This is a genomic window from Pectobacterium polonicum (genome assembly GCF_005497185.1).
Lineage (GTDB): Bacteria > Pseudomonadota > Gammaproteobacteria > Enterobacterales > Enterobacteriaceae > Pectobacterium > Pectobacterium polonicum.
This window is the reverse complement of record NZ_RJTN01000003.1, coordinates 258757-278754: the sequence shown is the minus strand read 5'-3', so window position 1 is coordinate 278754 and position 19998 is coordinate 258757. Positions and strand designations below refer to the sequence as shown.

The following is a 19998-nucleotide window of genomic DNA, read 5'->3' as shown; positions in this document are numbered from 1 at the left end:
GGGAGTCTTAATTTTTGGGGCCGATGTTGCGGTTTCTGCTATCAACGTTATGCTTTCCCGGTGATTAAGAAAACAGGAGCGTTTAAATGGAAGAACTTAATACGGGATTGGATCAGGCAGGGAACTGGTTGGTGGCACATCAGAACTTGTTTTTGCAGTATGCCGTAAATATTGTCGCCGCATTAGTGATCCTTATTGTTGGTTTGGTGATTGCGCGGATCGTCTCCGGCACCCTCAATAAACTGATGATTAGCCGCTCTATCGATTCAACCGTGGCTGATTTCCTGTCTGCGCTGGTGCGCTATGGCATTATCGCGTTTACGCTGATTGCGGTATTGAGCCGGGTTGGTGTACAGACTGCATCGGTGATTGCCGTGTTGGGTGCGGCGGGCTTGGCTGTCGGTTTGGCATTACAGGGCTCGTTAGCCAACTTTGCTGCGGGTGTGTTGTTAGTGATCTTCCGGCCTTTCCGTACCGGAGAATGGGTCGATTTGGGCGGCGTATCTGGCTCGGTTACGCAGGTGCAGATCTTCTCGACGACGCTGCGTACCTCTGACGGTAAAATTATCGTGGTGCCGAATGGCAAGATCATTGCGGGTAATATCATCAACAGCTCACGTGAACCCGATCGCCGTACCGAAATTATTGTCGGTGTGGCCTATGATGCTGACATTGATGTAGTGAAAAAGCTATTGGGCGATATTGTTGCCGCAGACGATCGTATTCAGCATGACAAAGGCGTCACGATCCGCCTGAATGAAATGGCAGCATCGTCGCTGAATTTTGTGGTGTGGGTATGGACGACCAACGGCAATGCGCAGGCGGTGTACTGGGATCTGTTGGAAAGCTTTAAGCGCGTACTAGACGAACATCGTATTGGCATTCCTTATCCGCAAATGGATGTACACCTGCATAAGGTTCAGGAACGCGCTGAATAATATGCTGTACCACAGGGGCCGAATGGCCCCTGATTGATCCCCGCTTCTACTGTCCGTAATAGGCGTCTTTCCCATGCTTACGCAGGTAGTGTTTATCTAGCAGAACTTGCTGCATAGCGGTAATACCCGGCGTCAACTGGCGTGAAAAAATCCCCATATAGGCTATCTCTTCTAGCACCACGGCATTATGTACCGCATTATGCGCGTCTTTGCCCCAGGCGAATGGGCCGTGGGCATTGACCAACACGGCTGGAATGTCTGTCGGGCTGATACCGCGCTGGCGGAACGTTTCTATAATGACGTTGCCCGTTTCCTGCTCATAGTGTTGTGCAATTTCGTCCTGTGTCATCAATCGCGTGCAGGGGATTGTGCCGTAGAAATAATCTGCATGCGTGGTGCCCCAGGCGGGCAGATCCAGCCCCGCCTGTGCCCAGATGGTGGCGTGGCGCGAGTGCGTATGGACGATACCACCGATCTCGGTAAAAGCACGGTATAGCGCCAAATGTGTCGCCGTATCCGAGGAAGGCTTTTTGTTACCTTCGAGGGTCTGCCCAGAGGCCAGATCGACCACGACCATATCATCTACGACCATATGTTCGTACTCCACGCCTGACGGTTTGATGACCACCAGACCGCGGTCGCGATCCACGACGCTGACGTTACCCCAGGTGAAAGTCACCAGATTGTGACGTGGTAAATCCAGATTCGCTTCCAGAACCTGTTGTTTGAGCTGTTGTAACGTTAGCATGGCATTCCCCCTTGTTGCATTTTCTGCTCGATCCAGCGGCGCGCCTGGACGATCTCGGCGACGGGCTCATCAGCTTTTTCCGTCCACATTTCAATCAGGAAAGCACCGCGATAATTGAGGGCTTTCAGCGTGCTAAAAACGGAAACGAAATCCACACAGCCTTCGCCGAATGGCACGTCGCGGAACTGTCCAGGCGAGGTTGCGGTAACGGCTAAGGTGTCTTTCAGATGGATAGCAGCAATGCGATCGATACCCAGCTGTAATTCTTGCGTAACATTGTTGCCCCAGGCGCTGAGATTGCCGACGTCCGGGTAGACGGTAAACCACGGTGAAGCCAGGCAGGTGTCCCAGGCTTTCCACTTACTGATCGAGTTCATAAAGACGGTATCCATGATCTCCACAGACAGCATCACCTGCGCGGCGGCGGCGCGTTCAACCGCCCATTGCATACCTTCGGTAAAGCGGGCGAGCGTGCCTTCATCCTGCTGCTCGTAATAGACGTCATATCCAGCTAACTGAATCGTGCGGATGCCCACGTCGTTAGCCAGTTGAATAGCCTGCTCCATGATCGTAAAGGCTCGCTGGCGTAGTGCCTCATCATGGCTACCGAACGGAAAACGCCGATGCCCGGATAAGCACATTGAAGGGATGCGAATGCCGGTTTCTAGCATGGCGTTGACCAACGAAAGCCGCTGCTCCTTACTCCACAGCAGGCGAGCCAGACGTTCATCGCTTTCGTCTACCGACATTTCAACAAAGTCAAAACCACAGGCTTTTGCCAGCGCCAGACGCTCTGGCCAGGTCAGGTGTTTCGGCAGGGCTTTTTCATAAATACCTAATGGGTGTTGGCGCATATTAAGGCCTCCAGATGGTGTCAATGGCGGCGCGGAATTGGCGAGCCGAATTTACGGGGTCAGGTGCCTCCGCCAGCGCTCGTCCGGCAATGAATGCAGTGACGGCGATATTGCGGAATAGCGGCAGATCCGCAGGGGTAATCCCTCCGGTAATAGACAGTTCGATACCGAGGTCAGAGAGGGCTTTCATCGTGTCCAAATCCTGCTGGCCCCAGGTTTGGCCGCTGGCCTGCGCATCGCGGCCACGGTGGTAAATCGCCTGTTTGATGCCCAGCGCGCGCCACGCTTTGGCATCTTCCAGCGTCCAGCGACCGAATAGCTCAATCTGGATCTCCCCCCGATGACGCTCTGCCACTTCCAGCGCGCTAGCCATGGTGGGCAGCGGTGCGGCGCAGATCACTGTCATCCAGTTAGCGCCGTGAGAAAAGGCTTGATCCGCCAGCGTTGCGCCCGCGTCAGCGACTTTCAAATCGGCCACCAGCACATGGTGAGGGCAGCGCTCGCGCAGTTGGCTGACGGCCTGAATACCTGCGCTGATGCACAAAATGGTGCCCGCCTCGATGATGTCAACATAAGGGTGGAGTAATTCCACGGTAGTGAGGGCGGCATCCAGTCGGGTGTGGTCGAGCGCCAGTTGCAGGCGGGGTTGCGTTGTCATGGTTTCTCCTTACCGGCGGGTTGCAGCGCTTTTAACGCATCGACGAGCGCCTGATAGTGTTGGTATTTTTTGTCGTAGGCTGCGTGAACGTGTTCATCTGGGGTAAGGCGTGTAATTCGTGGTGAGAGCGCCCGCTGGGCGGTGGTGAAATCGCTAAAGGCACCGCTACCGACCATCGCCGCCATCGCCGCACCCAGACAGCCGGTTTCTTCTACCCGCGGGAGTTCGACAGGCAGGCCGCTGACGTCCGCGAACATCTGCATCCAAGGGGCAGACTTGGCAGGGCCGCCGGTGATGCGCAACGCGTCCACGTGAGGGAAGCGCTGACGCATACGATTCAGATGCGCCATGTGGCAGAACACCACGCCTTCGTAAATGGCTTGAACGAGGTGTTCTCGCTGGTGGAATGCTTGCAGGCCGTAGAAGCTGGCGCTGAGCCCTAATCCGGCGTTGGAGCCATACAAAAACGGGACAAACAGTAGGGGGCTGCCTGCTTTAGGCAGATCCGAAACCCAGCGGTTGAGCTGAGCATAATCGACCCCTAAATCGTCACTCAGCCCCCATTGTTGGCAGAACCATTCCAGATTGGCGGCAGACGTGGGGCTGGCTTCATGCACGATATAACGGCCTGCTTCCGCATGGCGGCCATACACAAAAGGATGGTCATAGCCATCGGCGAGCGTGTCGGTGATGCCGCTGGTGACAGACCATGTTCCCATCACCGCATTGAGTCGGGTTTCGTCCTGAAGGCCTGCGCACAGGGCGGTAGAAACCACATCGAATAATCCGCCGACGACGGGGGTGCCAGCCCGCAGCCCGGTGAGCTGTGCCGCTTCTGGGGTAATTCGGCCTGCGATATCAGCAGAACCGATAAGCGGCGGTAAAGCATCGATGATTTCTGCAATCCCGAGCTGTTCTGCCAGTGCTGGATCGTAGCGACCCGTGTCCATGTTGTAGAGATTGGATTCGGAGATATTGGTTTCTTCACAAGCCCGTTCTCCGGTCAGGCAGAAACGCAGATAGTCATGTGCCATGAACAGCGTACCGATTTGTGCATAGCGCGTTGGCTGGTGGTCTTTAAGCCACCGCAGTAGCGAAACCGGATGGCCTGTCCACAGCGTCTGGCGGGTCTGAGGATAAAGCGCTTGTGGTATCCCTGCCTGCTGCCACGCCAGAACCTGTTCACGTGCGCGCTGATCGGATGACAGCATCGCATTACCTAGCGGCTTGTCATGCTTATCCAGCAAGAATAACCCTTTGCCTTGGGCAGAGATCCCTACGCCGGAAATGGCGCTAGCGGGGATTGCCGCTCTGCCCAGCAGTTCGCGAATAACCTCAGCAGCGGTCTGCCACAGGGTGTGCATGTCGCGCTCAGCCCAACCGGGCTGCGGTGTGGTAATGGGCAGATTGCGGCGGGCGATGCCGTATTCTGTTCCTGTGACGTCATAGATCCCGGCTTTGATAAAGGTGCCGCCGCAGTCGAGCCCCAGAAAATAGTCCGTCATGCTGCCTCCGTGGACTCATCGCAGCGCGGTGGCAGCATCATGGCCAGTACGGCGGCAATCGCCAGCGAGATAGCCAAACTGTAGACCCCAACGTCTTTGTTAAAGGCTGAAATCAGGACGCCGACCATATAAGGGCCGCAGAAGCCACCGAGATTACCGAGCGCGTTAATGACACCGCGCGCACCGCCAGCGACTTCGGCATCAAACAGCTTGGGAGGAATGGTCCAGAACACGCCCGCAGCCGCCTGAATGAAGACGCCGCAGCCGACTAGCGCGGCATAGGACCACCAGATATGGCTTTTGAGCAAGACGGACAGCGCCATGCAGATGGCAAAACAGGCGAGCGGTAGTGCGACGAAGACCTTACGTTTTCCTGAGTTATCGGATAGATAGGAGATGGTGAACATGCCGATGATTGCACCGATATAAGGCAAAATAGCCAGCATACCGACTTGTTCCATATTGCCGTTAGTCAGCCCTTTCAGGATGGTGGGCAACCACAGGGTGTAACCGTAAATGCCTGTCTGGTAAAAGAAATTCACCAAAATTAACTGCCACATCAACTTTTCGCGCAGCACCCGGCTTAGAGAGGCATTACGGACGGTTTTGCCTTGCAGAGCCGCTTGTTCTTCCTGCAACGTGTTGATCAAATACTCTTTTTCTGCCTGTGAAATCCATTTCGCTTCCTGCGGGCGGTTGCTGATGGTAAACCACCACAGCAGCATAACCACCAGCGAGAACCCTCCTTCAACCAGAAACAGCATGCGCCAGTCCCAGGTGGTGATGACCCAGCCAGAAAGCGGGGCGGTCAAAATGCCGGCGATAGGCACAAACATGATGACAATCGCGTTGGCGCGGCCACGCTCTTTATCCGGGAACCAGTTGCTGATCATCGTGAGCACCACCGGGAGCATACCGCCTTCAGAGACCCCCAGCGCAAAGCGTAAAAACAGCAACTGATACTGATTGGTCACCAGACCGGTTAACACTGAAATGACGGCCCAGGCCAGCAGTGACCAGCCGATAAACTTTTTACCGTTGCCGTGTACGGCGAGTTTGCCGCCCGGCACTTGTAAAAACAGATAGCCGATGAAGAAGATCCCGCCAGCGAGTCCGGCCATCGATGCCGTAATACCCAATTCGTCATCCATACCGCCCGGCATCGCGAAGGCAATGTTGACGCGATCCATATAGGAAATAATGCAGGTAATCAAAATGGGGGGAACGATCCGCAACCAGCGTAATCGAGGAATGTTTGCCGCTGTGGGCTGGCTAGATGAAACTGTGGCTGTATTCATATCACTTTACCCTTCAATATGTTACGTGCATGGCGTGCTTCACTTTGGGCTTTTTCGCGCGTAGCGATCCCCGCACATGCCCGCAGGCATGTGTCGCGTTACATGGCAAAATCAGAAACGATTAGGGTGCGTGAAAGTGTGCCATCGGTATCTTCACCACCACTTTGCGGATTGCGCAGGGCTGTTCGTGAATGCAGGCTGGACGGTGCACATCCTGAGGAAAGAACACGGCAAAGTTGCCGGAATGCAGGGTCAGCCAGGATTCGTCATCAACATCCTGATAGAACAAGATGTCGCGTGCTTCGTTCCATTCCTGATGTACCGGATTACGGCCGTTATCCGTTACCACGCCGATCTGTTCGGTTCCGCTGACTAAAAATTGCACATCAATATTGTGACGATGGACTTCGGGACGTAAGTCACTTTTAGCCTGCGTGTGTAGATCCAGTACCTGAACGGTATAGCCTGTCTCTTCATCAAGGTAGCGGCCAGCTGATAAGGCGCTGAAGTCGGTTTTTTGCAGGTAGGCCAGCGCACGGGCGACGGGCGCAGGGTGCTGACCAAAAACGGTATTGTCGATATGACCGAAGATCATGGGACGTCTCCTTGTTAAAGCGCCTGAATTCGTGCCCACACCCGCTCATCAACCGGGATGCCGTTGCGCAAGTTTTCTTCGCGAATACGCGGAAACTTATGGCCCGGCAAACGGATGGCGACATCAGGTTGGGTACGCTCGGCGCTGGTGATGTAATCCATTATGCGTTTCAGTTTTTCATCGCGGGTTTTGCCGTCGATCAACCTATCGATCTCAATGGCAATGAAGACCTGCGATACACCGTATTCGTCGCGATGATCTTCTGTGACTTCTGCGACGGAGGCACCGCCGGACAGTAAGGTGGCGATCATGTCCAGCACAATAGACAGTGCCGATCCTTTCCAGTAGCCCGCCGGGAGGATGCGTCGATTTTCCTCGATAATGGCCGGATCGCGGGTCAAATTACCGTCGTTGTCAAACCCACCATCAACGGGCAAGGTCTTACCTGCCAATCGGTTTATCTCCAGCGCACCATAGGAAAACATCGACATCGACATATCCACCATGGTGATTGGGTTGCCGGGGACGGCGACGATCAGCGGATTAGTACCGATGCGGCAGGTTTTTGCTCCCCACGGTGGCATAACGGCGATCGAGTTAGTCCAGCAAATACCGATATAGCCTTTCTCGGCGGCCTGCCAGCCATAGCCTCCGCCGCGCATCCAATGGTTAGCATTGCGCAGCGCCACCAGACCGATACCGTGCGCATCGGCCAACTGCATAGCGCGATCCATCATGCGGCGAGCCGTCAGGTTACCAATGCCCTGATGGGCATCCCACTGTTCGATAGCACCGAGTGAGAGCAGTTTGCTGGGTTCGGCATCGGGTACGATATCGCCAGCGTCCAACTGCTGAATAAAGCGTGGGAAACGGTTTACACCGTGAGAATAAACGCCGTCGGCTGACGTATCGGCGAACAGCGTCGCGCAGGCATCGGCGGTTTCTTCCGCGACATTGCGCGCCAGTAAAACACGTTTGAACTGTTGCTTAAGGTCGTTGTAACTCACTCTCATAACGCGTCTCCATGACGATAATTAGATTGCTTTTTATTCGTCATATTTCATTATGCGAAATTGCATTTCAAATAAATGCTATACCTGTGCTTGCATGAAGTCAAAACGAGAGTGTGTTAAATTTTCATTTAAAAACAGGTGGTTATTTTAATGTGGTGACTTTGTGATCGGTGCCGCATTTTGGGCGGTTCGCGGAATACAGACGTGAAAAAGCAGGGTGAGAGCCTCACCCTGTTCGCTACCCCATACGCGCGGTTTTACCGGTACGACTCTATCCCGATACGGTAAAGCGACGTTGTTGCCGTGATGTACAGTTCATTCCCTTCTGGCCCGCCGATGGTGCAGTTGGACACGCATTCCGGTACATCAATTTTGCCGATCTGATGACCTTCAGGACTAAAAACCAGAATGCCGTCAGCGCAACTGCAAAACAGATTGCCAGTGCGATCAACACAGAAGCCATCGGGAATGCCCGGCTCGACGCGGGCAAAAAACTGTCCCGCTCCCAGATGCTTTCCCTCAACCGGATACATTCGCAGATCGCGACGACCCAGCGTTGGGAAATCAATAATCGACATGTCTGCAACATATAAATATTTTTCATCTGGCGAAAAGGCCAGCCCGTTTGGGCGCTGGAGATCGCTGGCTGCGATGCTGAGTGAGCCATCGCGCGGATCGAAGCAGTAGACATAGCAGCCAATGACCTGACTTTCTGATTTGTAGCCTTCGTCATCGCTGGTAATGCCATAAGGCGGATCGGTAAACCAGATCGTGCCGTCGCTACGGATCGCCACATCGTTTGGCGAGTTGAAGCGTTTCCCGTCAATACGGTCAACCAGAACGTGAATATCGCCGTTGTGCTCACGACGGCTGATACCACGTCGACCATGCTCGCAGCTCACGACGCGTCCTTGTGCATCAAGTGCATTGCCGTTGGCGTAGTGGGATGGAGAGCGCCAGAGCGTGACGTCGCCATTACGCGACCAGATAAACATCCGGTTTCCTTTAACATCGCTAAAGACCACGGCATCCTGCTGCGGCAACCATACCGGGCCTTCGGCCCAGATGGCGGGAGAACACAGACGCTCAAGTTGTTGTGTCATGCTGGGCTCTCCACTTATTTCACACCCCAGATTGCCCGGTAATGGCCCTGATAATCATTTTGCGGGTCATACAGGTTATTATTACCGCCATCGTTCGCGACGTTTTCGGCGGTCACCAAATGTGCCGGGGTGACATAGCCAGAAGGCGGTTGTTTGGCAAAGGCGCGGTTAAACTCATCCAGCAACTGCCAGCCGTGCAGCTTCAGGGGTTCAGGCACGGTGGCTGATTGGCTATCGCCGGAACGAATACGCTGATAGGCAGAAATGGAACCATCGCCCGCCGAAATGTTGTACGGTGCATTTTTACCGCCTTTCCCAGCTGTTTTTAACGACGGTGCCATGAAATCAAAATACAGGTCGTTAATTGCCAGCGAATACTGGAAGCTGTCGCCGTATTTCTGCAACAGACTAAACGTCATGGCAGGCATGCGGTTTGCGGTATCGGCGAGCGGTGTATCGATGAATTCCACGACTTTGCAGCCGCTGCATTTACCGATCTCGTCTTTCATGACGTTGGCTTTATCAAGAGCGATTTGATAAAGGGAATCGGTAAAGATTAAGACATTGGCTTTTCCACCTGATTTAACGACGGCGTATTGTGCAGCGATACGGGCGACATCATTTGAATCGGATGTCACATTGTAGAAAATATCGTATTTAGGCAGCGGACCCGGTTCGGGCACGGCGTGCCATGCTGTCAGAACAATGCCTTGCTGAATGGCTTTCTTCAGCGGGATTTTTGCAACGTTCGGGTTCCAACCGCCAATCACAATGCCATCTGGCTTCTGAGCGATCGCCTGATTGAGCGAGGCCAACTGATCTTTGACCGATCCGCCGCCGTCCAGCGTTTCCAGCTTCCAGCCTGCGGCTTTGGCTGCTTCGCTTAGCCCCTGCTGCACGCCTTGAACGCCGCCATTTTTCATGTCGGAAGCAATAAAAATAATCTTCTTATTCGGCTGCAATTGCGGCCCCTGAGTCGGGCCATCCCACTGCGTGCTGCTGGCGGTCGCTTTTGCAACGGCCGCTGTTGCCTGATCGAGATAGCTGTCAGCCCACGTTGACTGGCTGCTTAATAACACGGTGGTCAGTCCTGATAACAGCAATAAACGTTTCATAGGGTGTGCTCCTGTTAGGGATGTGTCACGTTATGGTTATTGTTTTCTGGTGGCGTGTTTTTCTGATGAGAAGACTCCTGGTGGTGGCGCTCGGGTGTGTCAGCCTGACGGCGTTGTACGGCTTTTTGATTCAGTAAGCGGCGGCGCTGGGCATAGCCTGCCAGCGTGATGGAAAGCAGCAGTGTGGCCCCGTTAAACAACGGCTCAACCCAGAATTCGCCGCCAAATTGCTGGATACCGGCGATGCCAATCGCAAGAATGGCGATACCGATTACCGTTCCCCAGACGTTAACGCGGCCGGGGCGAAGCGTGGTACTGCCAAGGAATGCACCAACCAGCGCGGGCAAGAGATAATCCATACCGACGCTGGCCTGCCCGACGCCTTGTTCTGCGGCGATTAATACGCCGCTAAAACCCGTCAATACGCTTGATACGATGAAGGCACCGATAGTAAAACGATTAACGGAAATCCCATTGAGCCGTGCTGCTGCTGGGTTGCCGCCTACGGCATACATGCAGCGACCAAGCGGCGTATGCTCAGTGACGAGCCATAAGACAATGGCGACAAGCAGGACATAGAAGGCCACGATAGGGATTCCGCCGATCTCGGTATGGTGCAGAGCAATGAAGGCATCAGGCAGATCGCCGACGATCTGGCGGCCGCCCGAGTGCCACAGGGCTACGGCGTACAGTACGGTGCCGGAACCCAGCGTGGCGACGAAGCTATCGATATCGGCCAATGCCACCAGAATGCCGTTGAGCAAGCCGTATAGCGCGGAAATGACCAGCACTGTCAGCACGGCCATCTGCCATGAGAAGCCGTATTCCACCTGAAGCGTAATCGCCAGAATGTGCCAGAGCACGATGCCGAAACCGACGTTGAGATCGATTTTTCCGACGATCATGGGAATGGTCGCGGCCAGTGCCAGCAGGGCGATTTTGGCTTTGCTGGAGAGGATTGCCTGTAGCGTCAACATGGAAGCGAACGATGGCGTGGCGAGTGAAAATAGAATAACCAGCGCGATGCACAGCAGCAGCAGGCCATAGCGGGTCAGAATTTGCATCAGCCAGGGGCCTGCACCATCCTGTGCCAGACTCACGCGTTGCTCTAGCGCCGTTGATTTTACTGATGTTTTATTAGACATTATTTTCTTCCTTCCTTCGAACAGGTGAGGCTGTGTGAGCGTCTGAATTTTTTACTGTTGATTCAGTTCGCCTGCGCAATAACGTGTCATTCAGGCCGAAGCCGTGGTTTCTCCCGCGCTGGCAGACGCCAGTTCTAATAAGTTGGCGAAAGAGACCTGCTGATTCTTGAGTTCGCCGACGACACTGCCTCGATTGAAAACCAGTGCACGGTTGCAAATGTGGGCGATTTCCTCGAAATCATTGGAGATCACCAGCACGGCGACGCCCTCGGCCAGTGACTTATTTAATAGATGGTAAATTTCGGCACGTGCACCGACATCAACGCCCGCAGTGGGATCTTCGAGGATCAGCAGCGGTGCGCCGAGGTGCATCCAGCGTGCCATCACCACTTTCTGTTGGTTGCCACCGGATAGCGCACTGATGTCGATATTGACGTTTTTAGGGCGGACATCGAACAACTGCACTTTCCACCAGCTTGCCCCTATCTCTTCACGACGGCTGTAGCGCGAAAAGAGCTTGTGTCCGCTGGCGCAGGGGTTGATAAACAGGTTCTCGCGCACGCTCATCGACATCACCAGACTTTCATTGGTGCGATCGCCTGCGACCAGCGAGATGCCGTGAGCCATCGCCTGTTGCGGTGAACTGGCGTGGTAAGGTGCATCACGAAACTGAATTTCTCCGCTGTCGCATTGACGTAGTCCGAACAGCAAACGACCGATTTCTTCCTGACCCGCGCCGCGCAGACCGGCCAGCGCGAGCATTTCTCCCGGTTGCAGGCTAAAGCTGACCGGGCCGATATCGCCTACGGTGACATTTTTTACCTGGAGAACGGGAGAGGAAGCGGCTGGTAAAGGTTCACGCTGATCGCCGGGCATCGCTTCGCCGACAATCAATTGCACCAGATCGCGCAGCGAATAATCCGCCGTTTTTCCGCCAGCGATATAGCGACCATCGCGCATAACGCAGACGCGATCGGCGATGTCGATCACTTCATCCAGTCGGTGAGTGACGTAAATCATGCCAACCTTTTTCGCACGCAGTCGGTTAATGACGGAAAAAAGATGGCGGACATCGTTTGCTGGAAGCGAAGCCGTGGGTTCATCCAGCACCAGCAGCTCGGCATTAACGGCGACGGCTCGTGCGATGGCGAGGAGTGATTTTTCCGTACGGGAGAGTTCAAATACGCGGGCATCGGGATCGAGTGCGATCCCCACATCCTGTAATGCCTGGCTGGCACGCTTACGGATCGCCCGCCAGTCAATTAATCCAAAACGGCGTGGAAACCCCATGACCAGTGCCATGTTTTCCGCCACCGTCATCCACTCGATCAGCCCCAGATCCTGATGAATAAACGCAATAGGCTGGAGGCCATCACTTTTTATCGCTGCGGCTGACGCTATGCTGGTTCCACGGAATTGAATATCACCGCCATCGCGGGGGTAGACGCCCGCGAGGACTTTAATCATTGTCGATTTCCCCGCGCCATTTTCGCCCAGCAGCGCGAGTACCTCGCCAGGCATGACCTGAAGACTGACATCATTAACCGCAATGTTGCCGCCAAAGCGTTTAGTGATATGGCTAAGCGCAAGTATGGGTTGATCCGCATTGATTTGATTCATGTGATGCGCCCTTGTGTTCAGCACACGCTGCGATGCGGTGCAAAATCGGTAAGCAACCTGTTCCCATTAATTCAGGACGGCAATAGCGTCCTGAATGTGGTGTGGCAGGAACGAAACTAGCAATGATTAGATGTTTTAATAAACCGCATATTTCAATATGCGAAATTCAATTTCAAAAACAATATACCGAAGATTGCGCTAAAGCAAAGGCAAAGGGTTTTTTAATTTCATTAAAAAACAAAAGGTTATTTTTGTTGTTGCGTATTTGTGACGTACTGCTCACTTCATGGACAGGGGGAAGGTTGCGTATTCGGGATGTCATGCCGACAATGAAACGGCGTTCCACTTCACCTCATGCTGCCCTTGCGGTAACATCGCTATTCTTAAGAGAAATGGATGGCGGCGACACACTGCGTTGCAGCAATTTCTGCGCAAGCACTGCCCAGCCCCTGATTCTGGAGATCAGTTATGAGCCCGAAAGCTGTTAATGAGAAAGACGATCAAAAAGAGAAACCGCTGGGGAGCCAGAGTCTATTTCGTGGTTTGCAATTAATTGAAATTCTGAGTAATTTCCCTAACGGTTGCCCACTCGCCCATCTGTCTGAACTGGCGGGTATGAACAAAAGCACCGTGCACCGGCTGCTACAGGGGCTGCACACCAGTGGCTATGTCACGCAGGCACCTTCACCCGGCAGCTATCGTCTGACGACCAAATTTATCTCTATTGGGCAGAAGGCACTGTCTTCGCTGAATATTATCCACGTCGCATCGCCCCATCTGGTGCAATTAAACCTGGAAGTGGGGGAAACGGTAAACTTCTCCAGCCGTGAAGACGATCATGTCATTCTGATCTACAAATTGGAGCCGACGACGGGCATGATGCGTACCCGCGCTTATATCGGTCAGCACATGCCGCTTTATTGCTCCGCCATGGGCAAAATCTTTATGGCGTATGGTAAAAGCGACTACCCTGCGTACTATTGGCAAACTCATCAAAATACTATCCAGCCTCTCACGCGTAATACCATCACCGCGCTGCCGAAGATGTATGAAGAGCTGGAAGATATTCGTCAGAAAGGGCTGGCGATGGATCGTGAGGAAAATGAACTTGGCGTATCGTGTATTGCCGCGCCGGTGTTTGATATTCAGCAGCGTGTTCCTTATGCCGTCTCGGTATCGCTCCCAACAGCCAAGTTACAGCAAATCGGTATGAAATCGCTGATTAAGCCGGTTATCGCGACCGCGCAGCGTATTTCTCTGGAGCTGGGATTTGTCACGCCCGATTGAATATTAGCTTGGCTAATGCCTGATTAGAAACATCAATTTCATCTAATGATTATCCCTTCGTATGATGCGCGTGTGAAATCGCGCATGCGCCGCTATTGGCGCTTTATCTACGAGGGAAATCATGTTTGCTGTCTTTCTACAAGGCGTTCTATTAGGCGCGGCGATGATCCTGCCGCTGGGGCCACAGAATGCATTTGTGATGAACCAGGGAATTCGCCGTCAGTATCACCTGATGGTCGCGCTGTTATGTGCCTTGAGCGATGTGGTGTTGATTACCGCCGGTATTTTTGGCGGTAGCGCGTTGCTCAGCCAGTCTTCGCTGTTATTGGGGGCGGTGACCTGGGGCGGTGTTGCGTTTCTACTCTGGTTCGGTTGGGGAGCGATGAAAACGGCTTTCAGCAAGAATATCGCACTGGTCAGCGCCGAGGTGATGAAACAGAGTCGTTGGCGGATTATTGCCACTATGCTGGCCGTGACCTGGCTTAACCCCCATGTCTATCTCGATACCTTTGTGGTGTTGGGAAGCCTGGGGAGCCAGTTTACGCAGGACGATCGAGGCTGGTTTGCGCTGGGGACGATAACGGCTTCCTTTACCTGGTTTTTCGCGCTGGCGTTATTGGCAGCCTGGTTGGCACCGTGGCTGAATACGCCGAGGGTGCAGCGGGTCATCAACGTTTTTGTTGGCGTGGTGATGTGGGGGATTGCCTTGCAGTTGGCGCGTCACGGTTGGCAATAGTGGCTAGAAATAAATGACATCACCTTACGCTACGTTTCAGAAATTCACCTATATTGTGTGGAGTCAGTAATACGTTATGTTGTCTGGTAAAAGATACTCTTCTTGTATCTTTCATTCTGGAACGTGCTGTGCCGACGCAGGAAAAATCTGCCGGGACACGCGCGTGACGAAACATAAGTAAGGAGAGAGTGTGAAGCGAGGTATGATGAAGCTAAAGGCACTGGCGCTGGCCGCCGCAGTAGGATTGGGTGGCGCGTCGATGGTCGCACAGGCTGCGGAATTGCCGGATGGCCCGCATATCGTGACGTCGGGGACATCCAGCGTAGACGCGACGCCGGATATTGCGCGCTTGGCGATTGAAGTGAGCGTGTCATCGAAAGATGCGGCGGAAGCGAAAAAGCAGGTCGATGCCCGCGTTGCACAGTATTTTGATTTTCTCGGTAAGAACGGGATTGAGAAAAAAGACATTAGTGCCGCCAATTTGCGCACGCAGCCGGAATATGACTATCTGAAAACGGGGGGCTCGGTGCTGAAAGGCTACCGTGCCGTACGTCAGGTGGAAGTGACATTGCGTCAGTTAGATAAACTGAACGAACTGCTGGATGGTGCGTTGAAATCGGGCCTGAATGAGATTCGCACGGTAGAATTAGGCGTGGCTAACCCAGAAACCTATCGTGATGAAGCGCGTAAGAAAGCGATTGAGCAGGCGACGAGCCAGGCGGCCGCGCTGGCGCAGGGCTTCAACGCCAAGCTGGGGCCGATCTACAGCGTTCGCTACCATGTTGCCAACTACCAGCCGATGCCAATGGCACGGATGTTTAAAACGGCAGATGCGGCGACGCAAACCGAAGCGGCACAAACGTATGAACAGCAAACCATTCACTTTGACGATCAGGTGGATGTCGTGTTTGAACTACAGCGCGCGCCGTAATGACTGCGTGAACGCAGTGGTGATACCAACAGGCCTGCTCAGACAGGCCTGTTTTCGTTTCACTACGTTATGACTGCCGCAGAACCTGATGGCCGTGCGAAAGTAGGGCGTCCGTCACTTTTCTCATCATCCGGCTTTCTGGTGCGAAGCGATGCCAATAGAGCATCCGACGTTGAAATAGCCCCGGCGTCAGGTCGATTAGCTCGTTATTGGCCAGTTCTCTCTCGATTTGCAGATGCGGGATCATGCAGCAGGTCGTACCCTGTCGCGCTAATTGAACAAAGGCTTCCGACGAGTTCACGATATGGCAGGGAACGCTGCCCGGCGATAAATCAAAGTTCTGCTGCAAAAAAGCCTGATGCATGTCATCCAGATGGTCGAAGGCGACCGCAGGCGCGCGCAGCAGCGCCGAACGCGTGACGCCATTCGGAAAATAGCGGGCGGCGAAGGTGGGTGATGCGACAAACAGATAATCCAGCGCGCCCAGTTTATCCACCAGACAGCTTGGCAGCGGCTGAGATTGGATACTCACAGCACCTACTACTTCACCCCGGCGCAGCCTTTCCTGAGTGCGCGTTTCATCTTCTACCTGCAAGTTGAGGCGAATCGGTGAATCGACCAGCACCGGCTGTAACGCCGGTAACAGCCAGGTTGCCAGACTGTCGGCGTTCACCGCCAGCGACAGCAGCAGCGGGATATCGCTGTTGGTTTCATTGCCCAGCCACTCTTCTTCCAACAGTTCTACCTGATGCAGCAGAGCCAGCAGTTTCTGCCCTTGTTCCGTTGGGCGAGGAGGAATGGTTCTGACCAACAGCGGCTGGCCGAACAGATTTTCCAGCTGTTTAATGCGTTGCGAAACGGCAGATTGGGTAATACACAACTTTTGGGCAGCGCGTTCAAAACCACGCTCGCGGATGACGGCATCCAGAGCCTGAAGCGTTCGATAGTCCGGGCGTTTCATGAAATTCAAAATCCTCTGAATGAGTCCGTTTTTTTCACTATGCCACATTTTGTTGATTTGCCATGCAGAAATCTTATTTTGGCTGTCGTGTGCAATCTCGATTCAGCACGCTGCGTGTGGCGCGGTGCGTGTGAAATAATGCAGCAATGGGGTGATGAATTTGCACGCTTTCCCCAACGCGCATGTTCTATAATACGCACACGTTTTCGTATATTGATTCTACAGGCCAGAAGCAGATTATGACGCAAGATGAACTGAAAAAAGCAGTGGGATGGGCGGCGCTCGACTATGTCCGCCCTGACACCATTGTGGGAGTAGGAACCGGATCGACGGCAGCACACTTTATTGATGCGCTGGGTTCGATAAAACATCAAATCAAAGGCGCGGTTTCCAGCTCGGATGCCTCAACGGAAAAGCTGAAAAGTCTGGGCATTCCTGTTTTTGATGCCAATGATGTGGATTCGCTCGATGTTTATGTCGATGGCGCGGATGAGATCAACGGGCATATGCAGATGATCAAAGGCGGTGGGGCAGCGCTGACCCGTGAGAAAATCATTTCTGCCCTGTCGCGTCAGTTCATCTGCATTGTTGATGCATCCAAGCAGGTTGATGTGCTGGGCAAGTTTCCGTTGCCCGTTGAAGTCATTCCGATGGCGCGATCTTACGTGGCGCGTGAACTGGCGAAGCTAGGCGGGCAGCCAATCTATCGTCAGGGTGTGGTGACGGATAACGGTAACGTCATTCTGGATGTACACAACCTGAATATCATGGATGCCGTTGCGGTAGAAAACCACATCAATGGTATCGCAGGCGTCGTGACCGTTGGGCTATTTGCTAATCGTGGCGCAGATGTTGCGTTAGTCGGCACCGCCGAGGGTGTAAAAACTGTCGTTAAATGAGTTGGCGATCGTTCTGACGTGATGAACGCTCACGTTCCACGTCAGAAATTTTTTAGCTAAAAAAATCTATTTAGTTAACGGCTCATTTTTGGTACTTAATATCACATTTTCTTATTTTATTTATCGCCGATATGGCGATGTATCTCTTTGGCAATATTTTTTGCCATAAATCAGGCGCGCTTCTCTGTGGCGCGATTCGGGCAACGCAATCGTTTGTATTGCTGACTGCGTAATTTTTGTTATGTTGGCAGAGGTTATTTAGCACTCTGTCACATTTGAAGTCTGAAAATAAGGTCGGGAAATGGCAAAGGTATCACTGGAAAAAGACAAGATTAAGTTTCTGTTAGTGGAAGGCGTCCACCAGAGCGCGTTGGATAACCTGCGTGCAGCCGGTTACACCAACATCGAGTTCCATAAAGGCGCGCTAGATCCTGAGGCGCTGAAAGCCTCCATTCGCGATGCGCATTTTGTTGGTATCCGCTCGCGTACCCATCTGACAGAAGAGATTTTTGCTGCTGCGGAAAAACTGATCGCGGTAGGGTGTTTCTGTATTGGGACGAATCAGGTTGAGCTGTCGGCCGCGACCAAACGCGGTATCCCGGTATTTAACGCACCTTTTTCCAATACCCGATCCGTGGCAGAAATGGTGATCGGCGAAATGCTGCTGATGCTGCGCGGTATCCCGGCAGCCAACGCGAAAGCGCACCGTGGTATTTGGCACAAACTGGCTGTGGGATCGTTTGAAGCGCGCGGCAAAAAACTCGGGATCATCGGTTACGGTCATATCGGTACCCAGTTGGGGATTCTGGCTGAAAGCCTGGGTATGCACGTTTACTTCTATGATATCGAAAGTAAACTGCCGCTGGGCAATGCTCAGCAGGTGCGCCACCTGTCCGACCTGCTGAATATGAGCGACGTGGTGAGTCTGCATGTGCCGGAAAATGATAGCACGCAGAACATGATGGGCGCGGAAGAGCTGGCGCTGATGAAGCCGGGTTCAATCCTGATTAATGCTGCCCGCGGTACGGTGGTTGATATTCCAGCATTGTGCGACGCGCTGAGCAGCAAGCATCTGTCCGGTGCGGCGATTGACGTATTCCCACAAGAACCAGCAACCAACAGCGATCCGTTCCTGTCACCGCTGTGTGAGTTTGATAACGTGCTGCTAACGCCGCATATCGGTGGCTCCACGCAGGAAGCACAGGAAAATATCGGTGATGAAGTTGCCGGAAAACTGGCGAAATACTCAGACAACGGTTCTACGCTGTCTGCGGTGAATTTCCCAGAGGTGTCGCTGCCAGTTCATGGTGCACGCGCCAGCCGCCTGCTGCACATCCATGAAAACCGTCCTGGTATGATTACCAAAATTAACCAGATCTTTGCTGAGCAGGGCATTAACATTGCCGCACAGTATCTGCAAACGACGCCTGAAATTGGTTATGTGGTGATTGACGTCGAAACCGACGGTGCGCAAACGGCACTGCAACTGATGAAGGCAATTCCTGGCACCATTCGTGCCCGTCTGCTGTTCTGATGTGTGATTGAGTAGTGCGTTATTAATCAGCCCCGAAAGGGGCTGATTGCGTTATTACAGCGCGATAACGATCTTGCCGCGCATATGCCCTTCCAGCACTTTAGCGTGTGCCTGCTTCAGCGTATCTACCGTTAACCCTTGCAGCGTTTCGCTGGCGGTTCCCTGAAGTTTCCCTGCATCAACCAGCTGTGCGACTTCGTGCAAAATGTTCCCCTGTTCCGCGATATCCGGGGTGGTGAACATGCTGCGGGTAAACATGAGTTCCCAATGCAGTGCCGCGCTTTTGAGTTTTAGCTGCGTTTGGTCGAGCGGATTTTTGTTTTCCACGATGGTGCAGATGTGTCCCATTGGCGCGATCAGTTTGCTGATGGCATCCCAATGGCCGTCGGTATCGTTCAGGCAGAAGATATAATCAACCTGCTTGATACCTTCTTTTGCTAATTCATCCACCAGATTACGGTAATCGACGACCTTGTGCGCGCCGCGCTGGCGGCACCATTCCGCCGAGTCAGGCTGTGATGCGGTGGCGATAATGTTTACCGAGCTGCGTAACGCCGCCAGAGAAATCGCGAGAGAACCGACTCCGCCCGCGCCGCCGATAATCAGCAGCGTTTTCTTGCTGTCAGCCTGCTGTATTTTCAGATGCTCAAACAATCCTTCCCATGCCGTTAATGCCGTGAGCGGCATGGCGGCAGCGGCTGCCCAGGCCAGAGATACGGGCTTACGTGCCACGATACGTGAATCAATCAACTGATGGGTGGTGTTGCTGCCAGGACGGGTGATGTCGCCCGCGTACCAGACTTCATCACCGACCTGAAAGTGACTAACCGCGCTGCCCGCTTTCAGCACGATGCCGCTGGCATCCCAGCCGAGAATTCTGGGTTGTTGTAACCCATTCTGACGCAATCCGGCATGAACCTTGGTATCAACCGGGTTGACGGAAATGGCTTTTACGCCGATCAGCAGATCGTATTCGCCCGGGGTTGGGATGTCCTGTGTGATGGCGATGAAGTTTTCTGGCTGTTGTGGATCAACGGCTATCGCATGAGCGGTCATGG

Annotated in this window: 20 protein-coding genes; 7 read left to right on the top strand and 13 right to left on the bottom strand. The window is 53.5% G+C overall.

The features are described from left to right. The first annotated feature begins 86 nt into the window (after positions 1–86). On the top strand, positions 87–938 hold the full coding sequence (gene mscS, locus EDI29_RS05880) for a small-conductance mechanosensitive channel MscS (protein WP_137740129.1): 852 nt from the start codon (positions 87–89) through the stop codon (positions 936–938). A gap of 46 nt (positions 939–984) precedes the next feature. Here the strand turns inward: mscS and araD are convergent, their stop codons facing one another. The 11 genes from araD to EDI29_RS05825 all read right to left on the bottom strand — a co-directional run bounded on the left by araD (position 985) and on the right by EDI29_RS05825 (position 12592). Next, positions 985–1686: an L-ribulose-5-phosphate 4-epimerase gene (gene araD / locus EDI29_RS05875; protein WP_137740128.1), complete on the bottom strand. Its 702-nt coding sequence runs from the start codon at positions 1684–1686 to the stop codon at positions 985–987. Next, positions 1680–2540, bottom strand: a complete 861-nt coding sequence (locus EDI29_RS05870; protein WP_137740127.1) for an L-ribulose-5-phosphate 3-epimerase — start codon at positions 2538–2540, stop codon at positions 1680–1682. Before EDI29_RS05870 ends, araD begins: the two co-directional genes overlap by 7 nt. 1 nt (position 2541) lies before the next feature. Further along, on the bottom strand, positions 2542–3198 hold the full coding sequence (ulaD, locus tag EDI29_RS05865; protein ID WP_137740126.1) for a 3-keto-L-gulonate-6-phosphate decarboxylase UlaD: 657 nt from the start codon (positions 3196–3198) through the stop codon (positions 2542–2544). Beyond that, on the bottom strand, positions 3195–4703 hold the full coding sequence (locus EDI29_RS05860) for an FGGY-family carbohydrate kinase (protein ID WP_137740125.1): 1509 nt from the start codon (positions 4701–4703) through the stop codon (positions 3195–3197). Before EDI29_RS05860 ends, ulaD begins: the two co-directional genes overlap by 4 nt. Continuing rightward, entirely contained in the window at positions 4700–6001 is a 1302-nt protein-coding gene (locus EDI29_RS05855) for an MFS transporter (protein ID WP_137740124.1), read from the bottom strand. The genes EDI29_RS05860 and EDI29_RS05855 overlap by 4 nt, the downstream gene beginning before the upstream one ends. A 121-nt stretch (positions 6002–6122) precedes the next feature. After that, a complete protein-coding gene (locus tag EDI29_RS05850) occupies positions 6123–6596 on the bottom strand; it encodes a NanQ anomerase/TabA/YiaL family protein (RefSeq protein WP_137740123.1) in 474 nt (157 codons plus the stop codon). Between the two features lie 14 nt (positions 6597–6610). Then, positions 6611–7609: a 3-dehydro-L-gulonate 2-dehydrogenase gene (gene yiaK, locus EDI29_RS05845; protein ID WP_137740122.1), complete on the bottom strand. Its 999-nt coding sequence runs from the start codon at positions 7607–7609 to the stop codon at positions 6611–6613. Positions 7610–7866: 257 nt separating this feature from the next. Then, positions 7867–8712, bottom strand: coding sequence for an SMP-30/gluconolactonase/LRE family protein (locus EDI29_RS05840; RefSeq protein ID WP_137740121.1), 846 nt, complete (start codon positions 8710–8712; stop codon positions 7867–7869). Between the two features lie 14 nt (positions 8713–8726). After that, positions 8727–9827 (bottom strand): ABC transporter substrate-binding protein, encoded by a 1101-nt coding sequence (locus tag EDI29_RS05835; RefSeq protein WP_137740120.1) that lies wholly within the window; start codon positions 9825–9827, stop codon positions 8727–8729. 14 nt (positions 9828–9841) lie between these two features. Beyond that, positions 9842–10972, bottom strand: coding sequence for an ABC transporter permease (locus EDI29_RS05830; protein WP_107169227.1), 1131 nt, complete (start codon positions 10970–10972; stop codon positions 9842–9844). A gap of 90 nt (positions 10973–11062) precedes the next feature. Continuing rightward, positions 11063–12592, bottom strand: coding sequence for a sugar ABC transporter ATP-binding protein (locus tag EDI29_RS05825; protein WP_137740119.1), 1530 nt, complete (start codon positions 12590–12592; stop codon positions 11063–11065). Positions 12593–12693: 101 nt separating this feature from the next. On the opposite strand from EDI29_RS05825, the gene EDI29_RS05820 reads away from it, so the two are divergent. The 4 genes from EDI29_RS05820 (at position 12694) to EDI29_RS05805 (ending at position 15546) form a co-directional block, all read left to right on the top strand. Continuing rightward, a complete protein-coding gene (locus tag EDI29_RS05820) occupies positions 12694–13080 on the top strand; it encodes a hypothetical protein (protein ID WP_137740118.1) in 387 nt (128 codons plus the stop codon). After that, positions 13061–13879 carry an IclR family transcriptional regulator gene (locus tag EDI29_RS05815; protein ID WP_137740117.1) on the top strand — a complete coding sequence of 273 codons (819 nt, stop codon included), beginning with the start codon at positions 13061–13063 and terminating at the stop codon, positions 13877–13879. The genes EDI29_RS05820 and EDI29_RS05815 overlap by 20 nt, the downstream gene beginning before the upstream one ends. 121 nt (positions 13880–14000) lie before the next feature. Then, positions 14001–14615 (top strand): arginine exporter ArgO, encoded by a 615-nt coding sequence (gene argO / locus EDI29_RS05810; RefSeq protein ID WP_137740116.1) that lies wholly within the window; start codon positions 14001–14003, stop codon positions 14613–14615. A 205-nt stretch (positions 14616–14820) separates the two neighbouring features. Beyond that, positions 14821–15546 (top strand): oxidative stress defense protein, encoded by a 726-nt coding sequence (locus EDI29_RS05805; RefSeq protein WP_137740182.1) that lies wholly within the window; start codon positions 14821–14823, stop codon positions 15544–15546. A 67-nt stretch (positions 15547–15613) separates the two neighbouring features. Here the strand turns inward: EDI29_RS05805 and EDI29_RS05800 are convergent, their stop codons facing one another. Beyond that, positions 15614–16507 (bottom strand): LysR family transcriptional regulator ArgP, encoded by an 894-nt coding sequence (locus EDI29_RS05800; protein ID WP_010300546.1) that lies wholly within the window; start codon positions 16505–16507, stop codon positions 15614–15616. A 239-nt stretch (positions 16508–16746) separates the two neighbouring features. Between EDI29_RS05800 and rpiA the strand changes: the two genes are divergently transcribed. Next, a complete protein-coding gene (gene rpiA / locus EDI29_RS05795) occupies positions 16747–17406 on the top strand; it encodes a ribose-5-phosphate isomerase RpiA (protein ID WP_039478976.1) in 660 nt (219 codons plus the stop codon). A gap of 301 nt (positions 17407–17707) precedes the next feature. After that, positions 17708–18940: a phosphoglycerate dehydrogenase gene (serA, locus tag EDI29_RS05790; protein WP_137740115.1), complete on the top strand. Its 1233-nt coding sequence runs from the start codon at positions 17708–17710 to the stop codon at positions 18938–18940. A 54-nt stretch (positions 18941–18994) separates the two neighbouring features. On the opposite strand, the gene EDI29_RS05785 is transcribed toward serA, so the two are convergent. Next, complete coding sequence (locus tag EDI29_RS05785) at positions 18995–19996, bottom strand: zinc-binding alcohol dehydrogenase family protein (protein WP_137740114.1); 1002 nt, start codon at positions 19994–19996, stop codon at positions 18995–18997. Positions 19997–19998: the final 2 nt, after the last annotated feature.

Excerpts from the sequence above, each read along its gene's own strand:
- mscS (WP_137740129.1), top strand. The coding sequence starts at position 87 with ATGGAAGAACTTAATACGGGATTGGATCAGGCAGGGAACTGGTTGGTG.
- araD (WP_137740128.1), bottom strand. The coding sequence starts at position 1,686 with ATGCTAACGTTACAACAGCTCAAACAACAGGTTCTGGAAGCGAATCTG.
- EDI29_RS05870 (WP_137740127.1), bottom strand. The coding sequence starts at position 2,540 with ATGCGCCAACACCCATTAGGTATTTATGAAAAAGCCCTGCCGAAACAC.
- ulaD (WP_137740126.1), bottom strand. The coding sequence starts at position 3,198 with ATGACAACGCAACCCCGCCTGCAACTGGCGCTCGACCACACCCGACTG.
- EDI29_RS05860 (WP_137740125.1), bottom strand. The coding sequence starts at position 4,703 with ATGACGGACTATTTTCTGGGGCTCGACTGCGGCGGCACCTTTATCAAA.
- EDI29_RS05855 (WP_137740124.1), bottom strand. The coding sequence starts at position 6,001 with ATGAATACAGCCACAGTTTCATCTAGCCAGCCCACAGCGGCAAACATT.
- EDI29_RS05850 (WP_137740123.1), bottom strand. The coding sequence starts at position 6,596 with ATGATCTTCGGTCATATCGACAATACCGTTTTTGGTCAGCACCCTGCG.
- yiaK (WP_137740122.1), bottom strand. The coding sequence starts at position 7,609 with ATGAGAGTGAGTTACAACGACCTTAAGCAACAGTTCAAACGTGTTTTA.
- EDI29_RS05840 (WP_137740121.1), bottom strand. The coding sequence starts at position 8,712 with ATGACACAACAACTTGAGCGTCTGTGTTCTCCCGCCATCTGGGCCGAA.
- EDI29_RS05835 (WP_137740120.1), bottom strand. The coding sequence starts at position 9,827 with ATGAAACGTTTATTGCTGTTATCAGGACTGACCACCGTGTTATTAAGC.
- EDI29_RS05830 (WP_107169227.1), bottom strand. The coding sequence starts at position 10,972 with ATGTCTAATAAAACATCAGTAAAATCAACGGCGCTAGAGCAACGCGTG.
- EDI29_RS05825 (WP_137740119.1), bottom strand. The coding sequence starts at position 12,592 with ATGAATCAAATCAATGCGGATCAACCCATACTTGCGCTTAGCCATATC.
- EDI29_RS05815 (WP_137740117.1), top strand. The coding sequence starts at position 13,061 with ATGAGCCCGAAAGCTGTTAATGAGAAAGACGATCAAAAAGAGAAACCG.
- argO (WP_137740116.1), top strand. The coding sequence starts at position 14,001 with ATGTTTGCTGTCTTTCTACAAGGCGTTCTATTAGGCGCGGCGATGATC.
- EDI29_RS05805 (WP_137740182.1), top strand. The coding sequence starts at position 14,821 with ATGAAGCTAAAGGCACTGGCGCTGGCCGCCGCAGTAGGATTGGGTGGC.
- EDI29_RS05800 (WP_010300546.1), bottom strand. The coding sequence starts at position 16,507 with ATGAAACGCCCGGACTATCGAACGCTTCAGGCTCTGGATGCCGTCATC.
- rpiA (WP_039478976.1), top strand. The coding sequence starts at position 16,747 with ATGACGCAAGATGAACTGAAAAAAGCAGTGGGATGGGCGGCGCTCGAC.
- serA (WP_137740115.1), top strand. The coding sequence starts at position 17,708 with ATGGCAAAGGTATCACTGGAAAAAGACAAGATTAAGTTTCTGTTAGTG.
- EDI29_RS05785 (WP_137740114.1), bottom strand. The coding sequence starts at position 19,996 with ATGACCGCTCATGCGATAGCCGTTGATCCACAACAGCCAGAAAACTTC.